The organism is Amycolatopsis sp. N2S4-7 (genome assembly GCF_058119595.1).
In genome coordinates this window covers 570,755-589,867 of sequence record NZ_CP172299.1, presented here as the reverse complement: position 1 = coordinate 589,867, position 19,113 = coordinate 570,755, and the positions used below count along the sequence as shown (strand labels likewise).

The window sequence follows — 19,113 nt, the reverse complement described above, 5'->3', positions numbered from 1 at the left end:
TCTGCTCCGCCGCCGAAGGAGAATCACCATGTCCGTAGCCCGTCGCGCCCTCATGCTGGCCGCGAGCGCCGCGTTGCTGGCCGCGTGCAGCCCCAGCCCCGCCCCGTCCGCGTCGGACGGCGCCGGCGCCCCGGCCGCCACGTCGATCACCGAACTCGACTACTACGCCGACGAACAGGGTTCCGCCGCGTGGCAGAAGATCCTCGACGCGTGCGCCGCGCAGACCGGGATCAAGATCGACCGGCAGAAGGTGCCGACCAGCCAGATGCTGCCGAAGGTCCTGCAGGGCGCCAGCTCCAAGACGCTCCCGAACCTGCTCTTCACCGACAACCCGACGCTGCAGCAGGTCGCCGCCACCGGCGCGCTGACCCCGCTGGCCGACTACGGCATCACCACCGACGGCTACTACGAAAGCATCGTCAAGGCCGGGACGTACCAGGGCAAGGTGTACGGCGTCGCCCCCGGCGTCAACGGCCTCGCGCTGATCTACAACAAGGACCTCCTCGCGGCCGCCGGGGTGGAACCGCCGAAGACGTGGGACGAGCTGAAGGCCGCCGCGGCGAAGCTGACCAAGGACGGCAAGTACGGCCTCGCCTTCTCCGCGATCCCGTCCGAAGAGGGCACCTGGCAGTTCCTGCCGTTCTTCTGGAGCAACGGCGCCGAACTGTCCCAGCTGGACTCGCCGCAGGCCACCCAGGCGCTGCGGTACGTCACCGACCTCGTCAACGCCGGGTCGGCGTCGAAGTCCGTGGTGACCTGGAACCAGAACGACGTCGCCGACCAGTTCGTCGGCGGCAACGCGGCGATGATGGTCAACGGGTCGTGGAACCTGGCCCGGCTCGACGAGCAGAAGTCCCTGCACTACGGCGTCGTGCCGATCCCGGTGCCGCAGGCCGGCGGCAAGCCGGTGGTCGCCCTCGGCGGCGAGGTCGGCGCGATCCCGGTCACCGGCGGGCCCACCCAGCAGGCCGCCGGCAAGGTCCTCTCCTGCATCCTGTCCGAGCCCACCATGCTCGAGTGGAGCAAGGCGCACGCCTACATCCCGTCGAAGACGGCCGTGGCGGCGAAGTTCGGCGCGGAGCAGCCGGCCATGCAGGCGTTCGTCGACGAGGTCGGCTCGGCCCGCTCCCGCACCGCCGAACTCGGCGAGAAGTACCCGAAGGTCTCCCAGGCGCTGGCCGACGCGCTCCAGGCGGCCCTGACCGGGAAGCAGCCGGCCGACCAGGCCCTGAAGGCCGCCCAGCAGGCGAGCGGGTCGTGACGCTCACCGCCCCCGCCGTCGCGGCGCCGCTGCGCGCGGGCCGCCGGACCCGGCGGGACAACCGGTTCGCGGCGTGGGCGTTCCTGCTGCCGGCCGTGGCCTACGTCGTCGTGTTCTTCGGCTATCCCCTGGCCGCGAACCTGGTGATGAGCACGCAGGACTACACGGTGAAGTCGTTCTACACCGGCGAAGCGCCCTTCGTCGGCTTCGCGAACTACTCCGCCGTGCTGAGCAGCCCGCTGTTCTCGACGGCGGCGCTCAACACGGTGCTCTTCACCGCCGGGTCGCTCGTCTTCCAGTTCGGCCTCGGCCTGGCGCTCGCGGTGTTCTTCAACGGCCGCTTCCTCGGCAGCGCGCTGCTGCGGTCGCTGCTCCTGCTGCCGTGGCTGCTGCCGCTGGTGGTCAGCGGCGCGGTCTGGCGGTGGATGTTCGACCAGGACCACGGCGTGCTCAACGCGGGCCTGCGGTTTGTGGGGCTCGACGCGGTGCCGTGGCTGAGCAGCACCGGCTGGGCGCTGCCCGCGGTGATCCTCACCAACATCTGGATCGGCATCCCGTTCAACCTGGTCATCCTGCACGGCGGCCTGCGGGCGATCCCGGCGTCGCTCTACGAAGCCGCGGAGCTCGACGGCGCGGGTCCGTGGCAGCGGTTCCGGCACGTCACCTGGCCGCTGCTGCGGCCGGTCACCGGGATCGTGCTCATGCTCGGGCTGGTCTACACGATCAAGGTGTTCGACGTGATCATGGTCGTCACCGGCGGCGGGCCGGCCAACGCGACGCAGACGCTCACCACGTGGTCCTACCGGTTGTCCTTCCAGGACTTCGCGTTCGGGCAGGGCGCCGCGGTCGGCAACGTCCTCATCGTGGTGGCGACGGTCTTCGGGCTGCTGTACCTGCGCTCGGCGAAGGCGACCCTGGCGGAGGCGGCGGCATGAGGACGGCTTCCTGGCCGCGCACGGTGTTCGGCGTCCTGATCGTCGCGGTGCTGCTGTTCCCGCTGTACTGGATGGTCAACGCCTCGCTGCAGCCCAGCGGTGCGCTGCTGCGCCCGGACCCGGCGTTCTTCCCCGTCGGCGGGACGCTGGACGGCTACCGCAAGGCCGTCGCGACGCAGGGGCCGAACCTCGTGTCCAGCGTCGTCGTCGCGCTCGGCACCGTGCTCGTGTCGCTGCTGGTGGCGGCGCCCGCGTCCTACGCGCTGGCCCAGCTCAAGGTGCGCGGCGGCCCCGCGCTGGTGTTCGTGCTGCTCATCGTGCAGATGATCCCGGGCATCGTGATGGCCAACGCGCTCTACACCGTGTTCAGCAACCTCGGCCTGATCGACAACTACCTCGGGCTGGTGCTCGCCGACTCGACCGCGACCATCCCGTTCGCCGTCCTGCTGCTGCGGGCCTTCATGATCTCCGTGCCGAAGGAGCTGACGGAGGCGTCCCGGGTGGACGGTGCCGGCTACTGGCGCACGTTCTTCTCGATCATCCTCCCGGTCAGCCGCAACGCGCTGGTCACCGCCGGGCTGTTCTCGTTCCTGTTCGCGTGGGCGGACTTCCTGTTCGCCGTCACCCTGACCACCGGGCAGTCGTTCGAGCCCATCACCGTGGGCATCTACCGGTTCGTCGGCAACCAGTCCGCCGACTGGAACGGGATCATGGCCACCGCCGTCCTCGCCGCGATCCCCGCGGCCGTCCTGCTCGTCGTCGCCCAGCGGTACGTCGTCGCCGGGCTGACCAGCGGCGCCGTCAAAGACTGAATTCTGGCAAGGAGACACCGCGTGATCACGACCGAAGACGGCCGCTCGCTCGAAGTCAGCGTGCGGCACGAGGTGCTGCGCATCGAGCCGTGGGGCGACGGCAGCCTGCGCGTGCGCGCCGGACGGCACCGCATCCTCGACGACGTCCCGGGTGCGCTGCTGCCCGCGAAGCCGTCCGCCGCCACCGCGGAGGCCGACGGGCGCCACGGCCGGGTGGTCAACGGCGCGCTCACCGCGATCGTCGAGATCGCCGACACCGACACCGGGATCGACGCGCAGCTGCGGTTCGTCCGGACCGACACCGGCGAGGAGCTGCTGTCCGAGCAGCGCGCGCACTTCTGGTGGCCCGGCGCGCGCCTGTTCATGCCCTCGCGCAACGGCTACGGCCGGCTCGAGCAGCGGTTCACCGCCTACGACGACGAGCGGATCTACGGGCTCGGGCAGCACACGCACGGCCGGCTCGACCAGAAGGGCCTCGTGCTGGACCTGGTGCAGCGCAACGCCGAGGTGTCGGTGCCGTTCCTGCTGTCGAGCCGCGGTTACGGGTTCCTCTGGAACAGCCCCGCCGTCGGCCGGGTCGAGCTGGCCGCCAACGGCACCCGCTGGGTCGCCGACGACGCGCGGCAGCTCGACTACTGGATCACCACCGGCGACGGCCCCCGCCAGATCCTCGGCCACTACGCCGACGCGACCGGGCACGCGCCGATGCTGCCGGAGTGGGCGGCCGGGTTCTGGCAGTCGAAGCTGCGCTACCGCACGCAGGAGGAGCTGCTCGCGGTGGCGCGCGAGTACCACGCGCGGGGCCTGCCGTTGTCGGTGATCGTGGCGGACTTCTTCCACTGGACGCACCTCGGCGACTGGAAGTTCGACCTGACCGAGTGGCCCGACCCGGCCGGGCTGGTGCGGGAGCTGGCGAACCTCGGCGTCAAGCTCATGGTCTCGGTGTGGCCGTCGGTGAGCCCGCTGTCCTCGAACTACCGCGAGCTGCACGAGAAGGGGCTGCTGGTCGCCGCCGAGAACGGCGTCCCGGCGCACGCGCCGTGGAAGGACAAGGGTTTCGACGTCGAGATGCCGGTGGCGTTCTACGACCCGACGAACCCGGAGGCCCGGCGGTTCGTCTGGGCGAAGGTCAAGGAGAACTACTACGACCTGGGCGTGCGCGCCTGGTGGCTGGACGGCGACGAGCCGGAGATCCAGCCCGGCCACCCGCACAACCTCGGCTTCCACGCCGGCCCGGGCGCGGAGGTGTTCAACCTCTACCCGCAGGCGAACGCGCAGACGTTCCACGACGGCATCCGCGGCGAAGGCGACGACGAGGTGGTGCTGCTCAGCCGGTCGGCGTGGGCGGGCAGCCAGCGCTACGGGGCCGCGCTCTGGTCGGGCGACGTCGGGGCGACGTGGGAGTCCCTGCGGGCGCAGGTGCGGGCGGGACTCAACGTGGCGATGGCCGGGATCCCCTGGTGGACCACGGACATCGGCGGCTTCCACGGCGGCGACCCGGACTCCCCGGAGTACCGCGAACTGATGGTCCGCTGGTTCCAGTACGGCGTGTTCTGCCCGCTGTTCCGCCTGCACGGCTTCCGCGACCCGCGCCCGCCGTTCGGGCCGGAGATGACGGGCGGCCCCAACGAGGTGTGGTCCTACGGCACTTCCGCTTACGAGGCGATCACGGAGTCGTTGCGGCTGCGGGAGCGGCTGCGGCCGTACCTGATGGAGCAGATGCGGGTGGCGCACGAGCAGGGCGTCCCCCCGATGCGCCCGCTGTTCGTCGACTTCCCCGCCGACACCGCCGCCTGGGACGTGACGGACGAGTTCCTGCTGGGCCCCGACGTGCTGGTGGCACCCGTGCTCGAGCCGGGCGTCACGAGCAGGCCGGTGTACCTGCCCGCGGGCGCGGCGTGGACGGACGCGGTCACGGGTGCCCGCCACGAAGGCGGGGTCACGGTCGAGGCGGCGGCCCCGGCCGAGCGGATCCCGGTGTTCCTCCGCGACGGAGCGGACCTGCCGATCCGGCCGTGACCTCCGCGGCGGCCGGATGGAGTGCCCCGCGGTTGGGGCGGTGCAGGAATGCGGTAGCGCGTCGGCTCGGACCTGCGCGCTGGTGCAGGTTGGCCGTAGGCCGATTCCCCGGCGAGGGTGCGGTCGACCCGTTCGATGCGCCGCCGTCCGTGACCGCGTCGCGGAAGGCGGTGGCGCGCCGGTAAGCCTCCTCCGCGGCGGCTAGACCCTCGCCGTCTTTTCGCCCGAGCTGCCGATGACGTCGAAGTCGCGTGCCTTGCCCGTGGTGTTGAGGTGCGCGATGTCGGCCTGCTCGAAGTCGACGTCCATGACCGGGGTGCTCTTCTCGAGGTCGCGGCGGTGCTCGCTGGGGATGCCCCAGTCGTACCGCTTCTGGATCTCGACGTGGTAGACGACCTCGTCGCCGTGCTTCTCGCCCACCAGCCGGTACTGGAAGTGGTTGAACGAGTAGTACCAGTCCTGGCCGCCCTTGCCGTCCCGCTGGAGGTCGGGTGCGGTCGTCTTCCACTCGGTCGTGAACGGGCCGTCCGGGCCTTTCCCGGCGTCGGCCACGTCCTTGTCGACCTGCTCCCGGAACGACGGCAGGTCGTCCAGCATGTCCTGCACCGGCGCTTCGACCGTCGTGCCGTCGCCGTCGAGGTAGTGCTGCAGCAGCCAGGCCGCGTGGTCGTTGCCCTGCTTCACCAGCCCGAGCAGGACGACGTTGTGCAGCTGGTTCCAGACCCGGCGGTCGTGTTCGGTCGGCGGGAGGACGCCGTAGCGGCGGTCCTCGGTCTCGAAGTTGTCCTCGGTGCCGAAGACGACCTTGAGGTTGCGGGCGAGCTCCTGGTCGATTTCGGTGGCCTGCTTCAGGTGCGCCTGGATCTTCTTCTCCAGGCCGTCGGCGATCTCGGCCTGCTCGCCGAGCGCGTCGAAGTACCCCGGCGACACGCCCGGCGTGTCGTCCCAGGTGACGTTGCCCTCGGCGGTGACCGTCATGCCCTGTTCCCGCGCTTGGCGCTGCAGGTCGAGCACGGCCCGCTGGTGGCCTTCCAGGCCCTGGATCCCCGCGGTGCCCTCGCTTCCGTCGGCTTCGACGTCGATGTACTTGCGCAGCGCCTTGACCTCGGCGTCCACGGCGTCGAAGTCCCACCGGATGCGGGCGCAGTACCGGGTCGCCGCCTCGCCGCCCTTGCCCGCCCATTCGCCGTCCTCGAGCGGGGTCACGACCGCCGATTCGTAGGCGTCGCGGATCCGGTGGAGCTTCTGGTGCACCATCGCCCACTGCTCGGCGAACGTCTCCAGCCCGGCGACGTCCAGTTCCGTCAGCTGCTTGAAATCAACCACGGGGCTGCTCCCCACCCACGGCGTAGGCGCCGGCGGAGTCGGTCTTCGTGTACGAATCGGCGCTCAGCCGGAAGTTCTCGGCCGCCTCGGCGAGCCGGCGGTGCAGCAGGTCGCTGAGACCGTCCCACCGCGACCGCATCTCGTCGATGCTGTCGGCGAACTCCCAGCCGGGGGCCGTCCGCGCCAGCGGCGCGAAGGTGTCGTCGGCCGCGCCGCGCAGCGCGTTCACGGCCAGCGCGGTCTCGTCGCACGCGTCGGCGCGTTGCCGCAGCCACGGGGGCGTGACCCCGAGGTCCGGACCGCCACCCCAGGGCGGCACGCGCTTCGGCGGCGGCCCCGGAGAGGGCGACGGGGTCGGATCGGGCTCGGGCGAAGAGCCGTGGTCCCCCGGGGACGGCGGTGGCGGGGTCGGTCCGGGTGTGGGCTCCGACACCACTCGCCAGCCGCCTGATTCCGTTGCCACCACAAGGCTCCCTCCAGAAGATCGTTCCCGAGGCTACGACGCGGGCCACCGCCGATCAGTTCCGGGGTTCACCGCGGGCGCAGGTCCGCCCAGGCACCCGGCTTGAGCGGCCGGGGCGGGCCCGGGGTCCAGCCCGGCGGCCAGGTCCGGGCCACGTGCACGTCCGTGCGCGCCCGCGCCCCGGGGAACCGGAACCGGCCGGCCGCCGCTCCCGAGAAGTCGGCGGGCCCGCCGAACCGCGCTCCCCCGAAGAAGGCGTCGGCGAGGCGGGCGCCGCGAAACGTCGTCCGGCCCGCGAACCCGACGCCCGCGAAGGACGCGTCGGCGTCGAAGGTCACCTCGGTGAAGTTCGCGAGAGCCGAGAACCGGGCTTCGTCGAACCACATCGTGTGGCGCGCGTCCGCCCTCGCGAAGTCCGCGTTGCCGGTGAAGGTCGCGTTCTCGAAGTCCGCGCCCGCCCCGAACCGCGCTCCCCCGAACCGGGCGTGCCGCGTGAACCACGCCCCTTCGAACGAGACCAGGCCGGTGAAGACGGCCGCTTCGAAGCGGGCGTCGCCGACGAAGCGCACGCGGTGGAACACGGCATCGCGGACCTCGCATCCCCGCAGGTCGACGTCGAAGAGCGCGAGGTGCTCCATGTGCAGGGACATTCCGGGCCAGCGGAGCGGCGAGGCCCGCCGCAGGCGCGGGAGCAGGAGCTCCCACAGCTCCGCCTGCCACGCTCGCCGGTCGTGCCACCCGCAGCCGAACTGGGCGACGATCTCGTCGACGCAGTCCTGACGCCGGGCGGGGTCGGCGTCGGCCCGCGCGACGAGGCCGGCGAGGACGTCCGTCCGGGCGCGGTACTCGTCGGCCAGCAGCCGGGCGGTGGCTCCCGCGGGCATCGGCTCGGGCGGCGCCGAGGGGGTGAGCACCTGCGCGGGCCGGTCCCGGCGCAGGATCAGCCACGCCGTGACCGCGCCGGACACGGCGCCGATCAGCGCCAGGACCGGGAAGGGCGTGAGCGTGGACATACCGGGATTGTCCCGCCCGGCGCCGGTGCGCGACACCGGTTTAAAGTGGACCCGTGAGTCCAAAGCTGACCGCCAAGGGCGCCGCGACCCGGCAGCGGATCATCGAAGGCGCGGCGGCGGAGATCCGCGAGCGCGGCGTCGCCGTCACGACGCTCGACGACGTCCGGGCGCGGACGGGGACCAGCAAGAGCCAGCTCTTCCACTACTTCCCGGACGGCAAGGACGAGCTCCTGCTGGCCGTGGCGCGCTTCGAGGCCGACCAGGTCCTGGCGGTCCAGCAACCGCAGCTCGGGAAGCTGACGTCGTGGGCGGGGTGGCGCCGGTGGCGCGACACGGTCGTCTCGCACTACCGCGGGCGGGGGCAGCACTGCCCGCTCAACGTGCTCATCTCCCAGCTGGGCCGCGCGACGCCGGGCGCGCAGGCCGTGGTGAGCGAGCTGCTGCGGCGCTGGCAGGACGAGATCACCGCGGGCATCCGCCACCTGCAGGAGGCCGGCGAGGTGCACCCTCGCCTGGACGCGGAACGCACGGCAGCCGCCCTGCTGGCCGGGATCCAGGGCGGCGTGGTGATGATGCTGTCGACCGGCCGCATCGACCACCTCGAAGCGGCGCTCGACGTCGGGATCGGCAACCTGCGGGCGAGCGGGAACCGGGACTGAACCCGGTTCCCGCTCCCGAAGTCAGGCGTTCTTGATCGCGGAGATCTCGAACTCGAGGGTGACCTTGTCGCTCACCAGCACGCCACCGGTCTCGAGGGCGGCGTTCCAGGTGATGCCGTAGTCCTTGCGGCTGATCGTGGTGGAGCCCTCGAAGCCGATCCGGTCGTTGCCGAACGGGTCCTTCGCGGCGCCCTCGAACTCGAACGGGATGGTCACCGAGCGGGTGACGTCCTTGATCGTCAGGTCACCGGTGACCTCGAAGCCGGTCTCGCCGGTCTGCTTGATCCCGGTCGAGGTGAAGGTGATCTGCGGGTACTCGTCCATCGACAGGAAGTCGTTGCTCTTCAGGTGCCCGTCGCGGTCGGCGTTGCGGGTGTCGATGCTGTGGGCCTGGATGGTCACCTGGGCCGACGACTTCTCCGGGGCGTCGCCGTCGATGGTGGCGGTGCCGGTGAACTCGTTGAAGCTGCCGCGCACCTTGGTCACCATGGCGTGCCGGGCGACGAACCCGATCCGCGAGTGGGCGGCGTCCAGGGTGTACTCGCCGGTCAGCTGGGGGTAGGTGGTCGCGCTGGTCATCGCTGTTCTTCTCTCCTCGTAGTGACGTCCCCCCGGTGATTGAGGGTTCAACAAGACTGTACTCGATTTTGCTGGTTGCGCAAGCAAGCTTTCGGTAGACTGCCGGTATGGGTGAAATGGCCGCGCTCGACACCGACGAAGCCGCGTTCTGGCGGCCGCTGCACCGCATCATCACCGCACTGCCCCGCGCACTCGAAGACCAGTTCGTGCCCGAGACGGGGCTCACCATGACCGACTACACGGTGCTGGTCTCCCTGTCCGAAGCGCCGGACAAGCTGCGCCGCATCTCGGCACTGGCCTCGGCGACGGCCCTGTCGCTCAGCCGGATCAGCCGGGTGGTCGACGACCTGACCCGCCGCGGGCTGGTCGAGAAGCGCCGGTGCGCCGAGGACGGCCGGGCGGCCAACGCGGTGCTGACCGACGCCGGGCTCGCGAAGCTGAAGGCGGCCTACCCGGGGCACCTCACCCGGGTCCGGGCCTCCGTGTTCGACCACCTGAGCGCCGAGGACGTCCGCACGGCCGGGCCCGTGCTGGCCCGGCTGGCCGCGGCGCTCGAAGCCACCTCCCCCTCCGACGATTGCTGAGGACGCCGATGAGCGAAAAAGGCGAGTACCAGCGCGACCTGAACTACATCCCGGACCGCATCACGGCCGACGGCCGCGACGGCTGGCCGGTCGAGCCCGGCCGCTACCGGCTGGTCGTCGCGCGCGCGTGCCCGTGGGCGAACCGCGCGGTGATCGTGCGGCGGCTGCTGGGCCTGGAGCCGGTGCTGTCGATGGGCATCGCCGGGCCGGTGCACGACGAGCGCAGCTGGAGCTTCGACCTCGATCCGGACGGCCGCGATCCCGTGCTCGGCATCGAGCGGCTGCAGGAGGCGTTCTTCAAGCGCGACCCGGAGTACCCGCGCGGCATCACGGTGCCGGCCTTCGTCGACGTCCCGAGCGGCAAGGTCGTCACCAACGACTTCGCGCAGATGACGCTGGACATGTCGACCGAGTGGACGGCGTACCACCGCGACGGCGCGCCCGAGCTGTACCCGGAGAAGCTGCGCGACGAGATCGACGACGTCGCGCAGAAGGTGTTCACCGACGTCAACAACGCGGTGTACCAGTGCGGGTTCGCCCGGTCGCAGGAGGCCTACGAGCACTCCTACCGCAAGCTGTTCGCCCGGCTGGACTGGCTGTCGGAGCGGCTCGCGGACCAGCGGTACCTCGTCGGCGACACGATCACCGAAGCCGACATCCGGCTGTTCACCACGCTCGTGCGGTTCGACGCGGTCTACCACGGCCACTTCAAGTGCAACCGGCAGAAGCTCACCGAGCTGCCGGTGCTGTGGGCCTACACGCGCGACCTGTTCCAGACGCCCGGGTTCGGCGACACGATCGACTTCGCGCAGATCAAGGAGCACTACTACGTGGTGCACAAGAACGTGAACCCGACCGAGATCGTCCCGCTGGGCCCGGACGTCTCGGGCTGGCTGACCCCGCACGGCCGCGAGCAGCTCGGCGGCCGCCCGTTCGGCGACGGCACCCCGCCCGGCCCGCCGCCGCCGTCCGAGAGGGTGCCCGCGCTCTGACTTCCCGGCTACGGTGATCGCCATGGAACGCTTCCGCGATCGCCGGGTCCTGGTCACCGGCGCGGCTTCCGGCATCGGCCGGGCCACCACGCTGCGGCTGCTGGAGGAGGGCGCGCGGGTTGTCGCCACCGACGTCGCGGAAGAGGGCCTCGCCGCGCTGCCCGGCTCCCCCGCCCTGAAGACGTTCACGATGGACGTGGCCGACGAGGCGTCGGTCGGCGAGCGCACGGGGTTCGCGCTCGACCACCTCGGCGGGCTGGACGTGCTGGTCAACGCCGCCGGGATCCTGCTGGCGTCGCACACGCACGAGACCTCGCTGGAGCTGTGGAACCGGGTGCTGGCGGTGAACCTGACGGGCACGTTCCTGGTGACCCGGGCCACGCTGCCGGCCCTCCTGGCGAGCGGCAAGGGCGTGGTGGTGAACTTCAGCTCGACGTCGGCTTCGTTCGCCCACCCGTACATGGCGGCGTACTGCGCGAGCAAGGGCGGGATCCAGGCGTTCACGCATTCGCTGGCCCTGGAGTACAGCAAGCAGGGCCTGCGCGCGGTCAGCGTCGCCCCGGGCAGCGTGAAGAGCGGCATCACGGACTCGGCGGCGAGCTGGCTGCCCCAGGACGTCGACTTCTCCCTGTTCGGGCGGCTGCTGCCGATCCTGCCGACGGACCAGACGACGGAGGTGGGCAACCCGGTGGCCCGCCCGGAGGCGGTGGCGGGAGTGGTGGCGATGCTCGCCTCGGACGACGGCGAGTTCATCACGGGCACGGAGATCCGCGTCGACGGCGGGACGCACACCTGACCAGCGCCGGGCCGATCGATATCAGCCCTTGACCTCCACTCTGAAACTTTTCGCCGTTCTCGTGCGACATACGGCGGACGAGACGGAGAACGGAGAAGCTGTGGGTGTTGAGGGTTTCGGCATTGGGAAGGAATTCCTCAAGGACTTGCTCGCTCAGGTCGACCAGGGAAAGACACAGCTCCCCGAGTTCCAGCGCGGGTGGGTATGGCCGGATCGCAACATCGCCAGCCTCATCGCCTCGATCTCTCTCGGCTATCCGGCGGGCACCATCATGATGCTGAAGCAGGGCGGTGAAACGCGCTTCAAAACCAGGCCCGTGGAGGGCGCCCCGGCGCCCGCCCAGGCCACACCCGAACGGCTGATCCTCGACGGTCAGCAGCGGCTGACGTCGCTCTACCAGGCGATCTTCCGCAACGATCCGGTCGAGACGCAGGACATCCGCGCGAAGCCGGTCAAGGGCTGGTTCTACCTCGACATGGAGCGAGCCGTCCTCGACGACGGCGACCGCGAAGACGTGGTCGTGTTCGTGCCGGAATCGAAGATCCGGGTGGACTTCCGCGGCCGCCCGGTCCTGGATCTTTCGACGCCGGAGAAGGAGTACGCGGCAAGGATGTTCCCGTGCGTCGCGTTGTTCAACTCGATGCCGTGGATGATGGGCTTCTGCCAGTACTCCCCCGAGCTCCAGAGCGACAACTTCAAGCTGTGGGGCAAGTTCCAGGACGCGGTGGTCCAGCGTTTCCTCCAATACCAGCTCCCGGTGATCGACCTCGGTCAGAGCACTCCGCGGCAGGCGGTTTGCCAGGTCTTCGAGAAGGTCAACACCGGTGGCATCACCCTGACCGTCTTCGAGCTGCTCACGGCGACGTTCGCCGCCGACGACTTCGACCTGCGGCGCGATTGGGACGAGCGCCGGGAGGTCTGGAGCGACGGCAAGTACAACATCCTGGCCAACGTCGCCAACACGGACTTCCTGCAGGCAGTGGCGTTGCTGGCGACCATCGAGCGGCGACAGGCGGCGATCGAAGCCGGCCGTGACGAAGCCAGCGCGCCCAGGATCGGCTGCCGCCGGGCGGACATGCTCAACCTGACCCTGCCCGAGTACCTCAAGTGGGCACCCGACGTGACCCGGGGACTCAAGGCCGCGGCGCAGTTCCTCCATGGTCAGCACATCTTCGACACCCGGTTTCTCCCCTACGGCAGCCAGCTCATCCCGATGGCCGCCGCATTCGCGCTTCTGGGCCAGCAAGCGAAGACGATCGGTGCCCGGCAGAAAATCTCCCGGTGGTATTGGTGCGGCGTCTTCGGTGAGCTCTACGGAGGCACGACGGAGACGCGCTTCGCGCGGGACGTCCCCGAACTCGTGGACTGGGTCCGGGGCTCGGAAACCGAACCCCGGACCGTCCAGGAGGCCCAGTTCTTCTCCAGCCGGCTGTCGTCTCTGCGGACGCGAGTCTCTGCCGCGTACAAGGGCCTCTATGCGCTGCTCCTCCGCGAAGATCCGAGGGACTGGTGCACCGGCTCGAAGATGTCCGATGAGACCTACTTCGACAACGCCGTCGACATCCACCACGTCTTCCCGAAGGTGTGGTGCGAGAAGAACGGCATCGAGGCGAGCCGGTACAACTCCATCCTGAACAAGACACCGCTGACCGCGCGCACCAACCGGATCATCGGTGGCCGGCCGCCGTCCGTGTATCTGCGCGGACTCGCGAAGAACGCCGAGACGACACCGGAGACCATCGACCGGAACGTGCACTCCCACCGGATCTCGGCGGCCGATCTGCGCAACGACGACTTCGACACCGTCGTGAAGGATCGCGAGCAGGCGCTGGTGTCGCTGATCAGCCGTGCCATGGGCAAGGACGTGCAGACCGACGCACCCGTCGAACAGTGAGCTGACTTTCCTTCAGCTGCCCTCCCGAACGGCTCCGGAATAACGCGCGGACAGCACCCGGAGCCGCTGGGCCAGTTCCGGTGGGGACTCCACCTCGAAGCCGACGTCGAGCAGCCCGACGACGTACAAGGCGAGGTCGTACGAATCCGTTGCCAGCTCGAGGCGGCACGACCGCGAGTCGATCGGCGTCACCTCGCCCTCCACCCGGCCCGCCACCTCCGAAGCCGGCGCGTGGACCTTCAGCCTGACCCGGTAGGGCCACATCTCGCGCCCCATCGTCCGGGTCAGGTACGTGGTCCAGTCGCCGTCGGGCGGTGGTCGAGGGGCGAACCGGGGGCCGTTCGGTGTCCGCAGGGTCAGCCGGTCGGCGCGGAACGTCCGCCAGTCCGCCCGGCCCGTGTCCCAGCCCACCAGGTACCAGCGGCGCCCCCAGGACACCAGCCGGTGCGGTTCCACCGATCGGCGTGACGGGGTGCCGTCGTGGCTGACGTAGTCGAAGCGCAGCGTTTCGGTCGCGCGGATCGCCGCGGAGACCACCGTCAGGACCGCCGCCGGTGCCTCCGGGCCGCGCACCGGAAGCGCGAGCATGCTCGCCTCCAGCGCCGCGACGCGGTGCCGCAGCCGCGGGGGAAGCACCCGCGAGAGCTTGGTCAACGCCCGCAGCGACGCCTCCTCCAACCCGGACGCTCCCCCGGTGTGCAGGCCGGCCACGACCGCGACGGCTTCGTCGTCGTCGAGCAGCAGCGGTGGCAGCTCGGCTCCGGCGCCGAGCCGGTAGCCGCCGACCGGGCCCATCACCGCGTGCACCGGGTAGCCCAGCGCCCGCAGGCGGTCGACGTCGCGGCGCACCGTCCGCGTCGTCACGCCCAGCCGCTCGGCGAGTTCGGTGCCGGACCAGTCCCGGGGCCGCTGCAGCAGCGACAGCAGCCGGAGCAGCCGGCCGGAGGTTTCGCGCACGACCCCAGACTGCCGGACATCTAGGACCGACGCTGTCCTACACGGGCGACACGCTGGAGCCATGGATCCCTTCCGCATCGACGTCCCCCAAGCCGACCTCGACGAGCTGCACCACCGGCTCGCCCGCACCCGCTGGCCGGGCGAGCTGCCCGGCGCCGGCTGGTCGTACGGCGTCAGCGAGCCCTATCTCGCCGAGCTCGCCGAGTACTGGCGGAACGGCTTCGACTGGCGGGCACAGGAAGCCCGGCTCAACGCGTTTCCGCAGTTCACGACCACGATCGACGGCCAGCGCGTGCACTTCCTGCACGTCCGCTCCCCCGAACCGGACGCGACGCCGCTGATCCTCACCCACGGCTGGCCGAGCACGGTCGCCGACTTCCTCGACGTGCTCGGTCCCCTCACCGACCCCCGCGCCCACGGCGGCGACCCGAAGGACGCGTTCCACGTCGTCGCGCCGTCGGTGCCCGGCTTCGCCTTCTCCGGCCCGACCGGCGAACCGGGCTGGAACACGCGCCGGATCGCCCGGGCGTGGGCCGAGCTGATGCGGCGGCTGGGGTACGAGCGCTACGGCGCCCAGGGCGGCGACTTCGGCAGCATCGTCTCCCCCGAGCTGGGCCGGACCGCCCCGGAGGCGGTGCTGGGCGTGCACGTCAACGCCGTCGCCAACGCCGGGGTCCCGACCGCGCCCGGCGACCTCGCGCGGCTGTCCGAAGAGGACGCCGAACGGGCCCGGGAGAACGAAGTGTGGTGGTACGCGCACTCCGGCTACGCCACGCAGATGGCGACCCGGCCGCAAACGCTGGCCTACGCCCTCAACGACTCCCCCGCCGGGCAGCTGGCCTGGAACCTGGAGTGGTTCGTGGACTGGGACCCCACGGCGACGGACCAGACCCCGGTGAGCCGCGACGCGATCCTGACGAACGTGACGATCTTCTGGCTCACCGGCACCGCGGGCTCGGCCGCGCGCCTCTACCTCGAGGCAGGCCAGGACGGCTGGGGCGAGCGGCCGGCCCCGTCCGGCGTGCCGACGGCGGTGGCGAACTTCCGCGGCGACCACGCCCTCCGCGGCCTGGCCGCGCTGTCCAACACGATCACGCGCTGGTCGGAGTACGACACCGGCGGGCACTTCGCGTCCCTGCAGGCCCCCGAGGAGCTGGTGCGGGACGTCCGCGAGTTCTTCCGCGGCCTCTAGTCCACAGTGGAGGCTCGACGGCGGCGTCGGTCGACGGCGCCGTCGAGCAGGGGCCGCAGCTCCGCGACCACGGTGTCGAGCGGCGCGACGTCGTGGTGGGCCCGGGCCAGGACGATCGCGCCTTCGAGGGCGCTGAGCATCAGCACGGCCAGCGACGTGCTGCGCGCCGGGGGCACGCCCAGCTGCTCGAGGGTGGCGGCGACCGGGCGCTGCCAGCCGTCGAAGGCCTTGCCGACGGCCGCCCGCAGGTCGTCGCTGGTCGCCGCGGTGTCGGCGACCGTCGCGACCAGCGGGCAGCCGGCGTCGAAGCCCGCCGTCGTGAACTCGTCGCGCCACTGGGCCGCCATCGCCTCGAAGAGCTTCCCGGGCGTCGGGTCCTCGATCTTCGCGGCGACGCGGGCCACCCGCCGGGCGGCGTAGTCGCCGGCCCAGGCGACGGCTTCGGCGATCAGCTGGTCCTTACCACCGGGGAAGTAGTGCTGCAGGGAGCCCCGCGGCGCTTCGGCGTGGGCGACCACGTCCCGCATGCCGGTCGCCCCGACGCCGTGGATCCGCACCAGCTGCGCGGCGCTGAGCACCATCCGCTCGCGCGGTGTCCTCGTCATCGGCTGCCTCCTTCATGACGTCCGTCATGGTAGCCCAGTCGGGCACGACCAGGGCGAAGTCCCGTTCGCCGCGTTCGCAGGTGGGCACCGGGCGGAAGCCCTGGCGCCGCAGGAGCGCCTCGGCCCCGGCGTTCCCGGCCTGCACGGTGGCCCGCACGGTCCAGCCCGGCCATCGCCCGGACGCCCACAGCCACCGGCTCAGCGCGCTGCCGATCCCCTGCCGCTGCCACGCGTCGGCGACCAGGATCCCGATCTCGGCGTCACCCGGGGTCTCCGAGACGAAGTTGAGGAGCCCGACGGGGACGCCCGCGCGGGTGGCGAGCAGCGCCACGCCGTCCGGTGGCCCGGCGAGCAGGAAGCGCTGGTAGCGCCGGAAGATCTCGGCCGGGACGGCCGGCCCGCCCATGATGAAGCGGCGCCGGAGGCTGTCCGGCGAGCAGGCCGCGACGAGGGCGGCGACGAGCTCGCGGTCGGCGGCGCCCGCCGCACGGATCTCTATGACAGCGGTCATAGTCCCATGAGAGCACAGCCGGAACGCACGCACACTATGACCGCTGTCATAGATCAGGACGGACCGCCCGATTCGCCCGCGACGCGCGCGGGTACGTTGCCGTGGCCGCGCTTCCCCCACCGCGAAAGGCCTCCCGATGCAGCTCTACGCCGAACGGCCGATCCGCCGCACCGCCCAGCTCGTCAGCGACCTGCTCGCCCTGCTGCTCGTCGTCATCGCGGTGTGGCTGGGGACGTCGGTGTACGACCAGGTGATGAAGCTGCGCGCCCCCGGGGACGGGCTCGTCGACGCCGGGACCGGGCTGCGGGGCACGTTCGACTCGGCGGCGAACTCCGCCGACGGGATCCCGCTCATCGGGGACGCGCTCGCGAAGGCGCTGCACGGCGGGACCGACGTCGGGACCAAGCTCGCCGACGCGGGGCGGTGGCAGATCGAGGCCGTCGAGAGCCTCGCCTGGTGGATGGCGGCGATCATCATCGCCGTGCCGGTGCTCGCCCTCGTGGTCACCTGGCTGCCGCTGCGCTGGCACTACACCCGCCGCGCCACCGCGGCCGCGCGGCTGCGGGCCCTCGGGGACGAAGGGCTCGACCTGCTCGCGCTGCGGGCCCTGGCCACGCAGCCGCTGGGCCGCCTGGCTTCGGTGGGCGAACCGGCCACCGGCTGGCGGGAGCGCGACCGGGACGTCATCGAGAAACTGGCGGGCCACGAGCTGGCCCGCCACGGCCTTCTGGCCTGAGCCGCGGAGGTCTCCCCGCCGGGGCTCAGGACACCGGCGAGGAGACCTCCTCACTCCGCGGGCCGATCGACGTGGGTCTCAGCCGACGGAGGGACCCATTCCGAGCGACTGCGGTGTGCTCGCGTCCGGGGACGGCTGGTGCAGGCCTTCGTCGAGGGGCCCGAACTCGGTCATCAGCGCCGCGCTGCCGCCCCACGGGGTCTGCTCCTCGGCGATCAGCGAGTTCGTCGTCAGCAGCAGCCCGGCCACCGACGCCCCGTTCTGCACCGCCGAACGGCACACCCGCAGCGGGTCGACGACGCCCATCGAGACCATGTCGCCGTAGCGGTCGTGCAGGGCGTCGAAGCCCTCGTCGTCGCCCAGCTCGCGGGTGCGGGCGACGATCTCGTGCGCCGGGTGGCCCGCGTTGTGCGCGATGAGGTACGCCGGTTCCGCAAGTGCCCGCCGGACGATCTCCACGCCGATCGCCTGGTCGCCTTCCAGCCCGAGCCCTTCCAGCGCCTTCTCCGCGTGCAGCAGCGCCGCTCCCCCGCCGGCCACGATGCCTTCGGCCATCGCCGCCCGGGTCGCCGACAGGGCGTCCTCGACCCGGTGCTGCAGTTCCTTCAGCTCGGCCGGGGTGGCCGCGCCGACGCGGACGACCGCGACCTTGCCGGTCAGGGCGCCGATCCGTTCGGTCAGGACGTCCTCGTCGACGCCGAACTGCGCGCGTTCCAGCTCCGCCCGCAGCTGCCCGACCCGGAAGTCGACCGCGGAAGCGGACCCCGCGCCGCCGACGATCGTGGTGCGGTTCTCGGTGACCCGGACCTGCTTGGCCCGGCCGAGGTGCTCCAGCGTCATCGTCTCCATCGTGAACCCGGACTGCCGCGAGAGCACCGCGCCGCCGACGATCGCGGCGAGGTCCTCCAGCTTGTGCAGCCGCCGGTCGCCGAAGCCGGGGGCGCGGACGGCGACCGACTGGAAGGTGCCGTTCAGGTGGTTGTGCACCAGCATCGACAGCGCCGTGCCCTCGACCGTCTCCCCGATCACCACCAAGGGGCGGGGCGCGCGCATCACCTTGTCCAGCAACGGCATCAGCTGCTGCACCTTGGTGATCTTCTCCGCGCACATGAGGATGTACGGGTTGTCGAGCACGGCCTCCAGCCGGCCCGGGTCGGTGACCAGGTACGGCGAGAGGTAGCCGTTGTCGAACTCGAAGCCTTCGACGAACTCGACGCTCATCCCGATCGTCGGCGACTCCTCGACCGTCACCACCCCGCCGTCGCCGACGGTGTGCAGGGCCTTGGCGATGACCGTGCCGACCGCTTCGTCGTCGTTGGCGGAGATCGCCGCCACCCGCGCGTAGTCCTGTTCGGACACCACCGGGTGCGCCTGCTTCTCCAGGTGCGTCACCAGGAGGCCGACGGCGTGGTCGATACCGCGCTTGACGAGCACCGGGTTGCCGCCGCCCGCGATCGCCCGCATGCCTTCGTGGACGATCGCCTGAGCGAGCACCGTGGCCGTCGTGGTGCCGTCGCCGACGACGTCGTTGGTCTTGATCGCCGCTTCCTTGACCAGCTGCGCGCCCATGTTCTCGAACTGGTTCTTCAGGTGGATCTCGCGGGCGATGGTGACGCCGTCGTTGGTGACCACCGGCGAGCCGGTGATCTTCTCGATGATCACGTTGCGGCCCTTGGGGCCGAGGGTGGACTTGACCGCTTCGGCGAGCTTGTCGACGCCCGCCAGCAGCAGGTCGCGGGCGTCCGAGCCGAACCGCAGTTCCTTCGCCATGTGCCTGCT

The 19,113-nt window shown here is 71.2% G+C and carries 19 protein-coding genes; 11 read left to right on the top strand and 8 right to left on the bottom strand.

Annotated elements, in window-relative coordinates; all coding sequences use genetic code 11:
* Positions 1–28 precede the first annotated feature (28 nt).
* Genes ACH54P_RS02830 through ACH54P_RS02815 form a run of 4 tightly spaced genes read left to right on the top strand, consistent with a single transcriptional unit; the run spans position 29 to position 5,027 of the window.
* Positions 29–1,261, top strand: coding sequence for a sugar ABC transporter substrate-binding protein (locus ACH54P_RS02830; RefSeq protein ID WP_489910734.1), 1,233 nt, complete (start codon positions 29–31; stop codon positions 1,259–1,261).
* Positions 1,258–2,196 (top strand): carbohydrate ABC transporter permease, encoded by a 939-nt coding sequence (locus ACH54P_RS02825; protein WP_489910733.1) that lies wholly within the window; start codon positions 1,258–1,260, stop codon positions 2,194–2,196. Before ACH54P_RS02830 ends, ACH54P_RS02825 begins: the two co-directional genes overlap by 4 nt.
* Positions 2,193–3,008: a carbohydrate ABC transporter permease gene (locus tag ACH54P_RS02820; protein ID WP_489910732.1), complete on the top strand. Its 816-nt coding sequence runs from the start codon at positions 2,193–2,195 to the stop codon at positions 3,006–3,008. The genes ACH54P_RS02825 and ACH54P_RS02820 overlap by 4 nt, the downstream gene beginning before the upstream one ends.
* A 21-nt stretch (positions 3,009–3,029) precedes the next feature.
* Positions 3,030–5,027 (top strand): glycoside hydrolase family 31 protein, encoded by a 1,998-nt coding sequence (locus ACH54P_RS02815; protein ID WP_489910731.1) that lies wholly within the window; start codon positions 3,030–3,032, stop codon positions 5,025–5,027.
* 201 nt (positions 5,028–5,228) lie between these two features.
* Here ACH54P_RS02815 and ACH54P_RS02810 read toward each other — a convergent pair whose 3' ends face one another.
* From ACH54P_RS02810 to ACH54P_RS02800, 3 genes are all read right to left on the bottom strand, one after another.
* Complete coding sequence (locus tag ACH54P_RS02810) at positions 5,229–6,353, bottom strand: DUF4239 domain-containing protein (protein WP_489910730.1); 1,125 nt, start codon at positions 6,351–6,353, stop codon at positions 5,229–5,231.
* Complete coding sequence (locus ACH54P_RS02805) at positions 6,346–6,672, bottom strand: type VII secretion target (RefSeq protein WP_489910729.1); 327 nt, start codon at positions 6,670–6,672, stop codon at positions 6,346–6,348. Before ACH54P_RS02805 ends, ACH54P_RS02810 begins: the two co-directional genes overlap by 8 nt.
* Positions 6,673–6,884: 212 nt before the next feature.
* Positions 6,885–7,829 carry a pentapeptide repeat-containing protein gene (locus ACH54P_RS02800; protein WP_489910728.1) on the bottom strand — a complete coding sequence of 315 codons (945 nt, stop codon included), beginning with the start codon at positions 7,827–7,829 and terminating at the stop codon, positions 6,885–6,887.
* A 53-nt stretch (positions 7,830–7,882) separates the two neighbouring features.
* On the opposite strand from ACH54P_RS02800, the gene ACH54P_RS02795 reads away from it, so the two are divergent.
* Positions 7,883–8,488, top strand: a complete 606-nt coding sequence (locus tag ACH54P_RS02795; protein WP_489910727.1) for a TetR/AcrR family transcriptional regulator — start codon at positions 7,883–7,885, stop codon at positions 8,486–8,488.
* A 21-nt stretch (positions 8,489–8,509) separates the two neighbouring features.
* Here the strand turns inward: ACH54P_RS02795 and ACH54P_RS02790 are convergent, their stop codons facing one another.
* Positions 8,510–9,067 (bottom strand): YceI family protein, encoded by a 558-nt coding sequence (locus ACH54P_RS02790; protein ID WP_489910726.1) that lies wholly within the window; start codon positions 9,065–9,067, stop codon positions 8,510–8,512.
* A gap of 107 nt (positions 9,068–9,174) precedes the next feature.
* Between ACH54P_RS02790 and ACH54P_RS02785 the strand changes: the two genes are divergently transcribed.
* Genes ACH54P_RS02785 through ACH54P_RS02770 form a run of 4 tightly spaced genes read left to right on the top strand, consistent with a single transcriptional unit; the run spans position 9,175 to position 13,333 of the window.
* Positions 9,175–9,651: a MarR family winged helix-turn-helix transcriptional regulator gene (locus ACH54P_RS02785; protein WP_489910725.1), complete on the top strand. Its 477-nt coding sequence runs from the start codon at positions 9,175–9,177 to the stop codon at positions 9,649–9,651.
* 8 nt (positions 9,652–9,659) lie between these two features.
* The gene (locus ACH54P_RS02780; protein ID WP_489910724.1) at positions 9,660–10,643 is read left to right on the top strand and encodes a glutathione S-transferase family protein; all 984 of its coding nucleotides are present in this window, start codon (positions 9,660–9,662) and stop codon (positions 10,641–10,643) included.
* A 22-nt stretch (positions 10,644–10,665) separates the two neighbouring features.
* Entirely contained in the window at positions 10,666–11,439 is a 774-nt protein-coding gene (locus ACH54P_RS02775) for an SDR family NAD(P)-dependent oxidoreductase (RefSeq protein ID WP_489910723.1), read from the top strand.
* 28 nt (positions 11,440–11,467) lie between these two features.
* On the top strand, positions 11,468–13,333 hold the full coding sequence (locus ACH54P_RS02770) for a GmrSD restriction endonuclease domain-containing protein (protein WP_489910722.1): 1,866 nt from the start codon (positions 11,468–11,470) through the stop codon (positions 13,331–13,333).
* A 12-nt stretch (positions 13,334–13,345) separates the two neighbouring features.
* On the opposite strand, the gene ACH54P_RS02765 is transcribed toward ACH54P_RS02770, so the two are convergent.
* Positions 13,346–14,290 (bottom strand): helix-turn-helix transcriptional regulator, encoded by a 945-nt coding sequence (locus tag ACH54P_RS02765; RefSeq protein WP_489910721.1) that lies wholly within the window; start codon positions 14,288–14,290, stop codon positions 13,346–13,348.
* 61 nt (positions 14,291–14,351) lie between these two features.
* Between ACH54P_RS02765 and ACH54P_RS02760 the strand changes: the two genes are divergently transcribed.
* A complete protein-coding gene (locus ACH54P_RS02760) occupies positions 14,352–15,482 on the top strand; it encodes an epoxide hydrolase family protein (protein WP_489910720.1) in 1,131 nt (376 codons plus the stop codon).
* Here ACH54P_RS02760 and ACH54P_RS02755 read toward each other — a convergent pair.
* The gene (locus ACH54P_RS02755) at positions 15,479–16,009 is read right to left on the bottom strand and encodes an LmrA/YxaF family transcription factor (protein ID WP_489910719.1); all 531 of its coding nucleotides are present in this window, start codon (positions 16,007–16,009) and stop codon (positions 15,479–15,481) included. The genes ACH54P_RS02760 and ACH54P_RS02755 overlap by 4 nt on opposite strands.
* The gene (locus tag ACH54P_RS02750) at positions 15,942–16,598 is read right to left on the bottom strand and encodes a GNAT family N-acetyltransferase (RefSeq protein WP_489910718.1); all 657 of its coding nucleotides are present in this window, start codon (positions 16,596–16,598) and stop codon (positions 15,942–15,944) included. Before ACH54P_RS02750 ends, ACH54P_RS02755 begins: the two co-directional genes overlap by 68 nt.
* A 136-nt stretch (positions 16,599–16,734) precedes the next feature.
* On the opposite strand from ACH54P_RS02750, the gene ACH54P_RS02745 reads away from it, so the two are divergent.
* Positions 16,735–17,334 (top strand): hypothetical protein, encoded by a 600-nt coding sequence (locus ACH54P_RS02745; protein WP_489910717.1) that lies wholly within the window; start codon positions 16,735–16,737, stop codon positions 17,332–17,334.
* Positions 17,335–17,412: 78 nt separating this feature from the next.
* On the opposite strand, the gene groL is transcribed toward ACH54P_RS02745, so the two are convergent.
* A complete protein-coding gene (groL, locus tag ACH54P_RS02740; RefSeq protein WP_489910716.1) occupies positions 17,413–19,104 on the bottom strand; it encodes a chaperonin GroEL in 1,692 nt (563 codons plus the stop codon).
* Positions 19,105–19,113 lie beyond the last annotated feature (9 nt).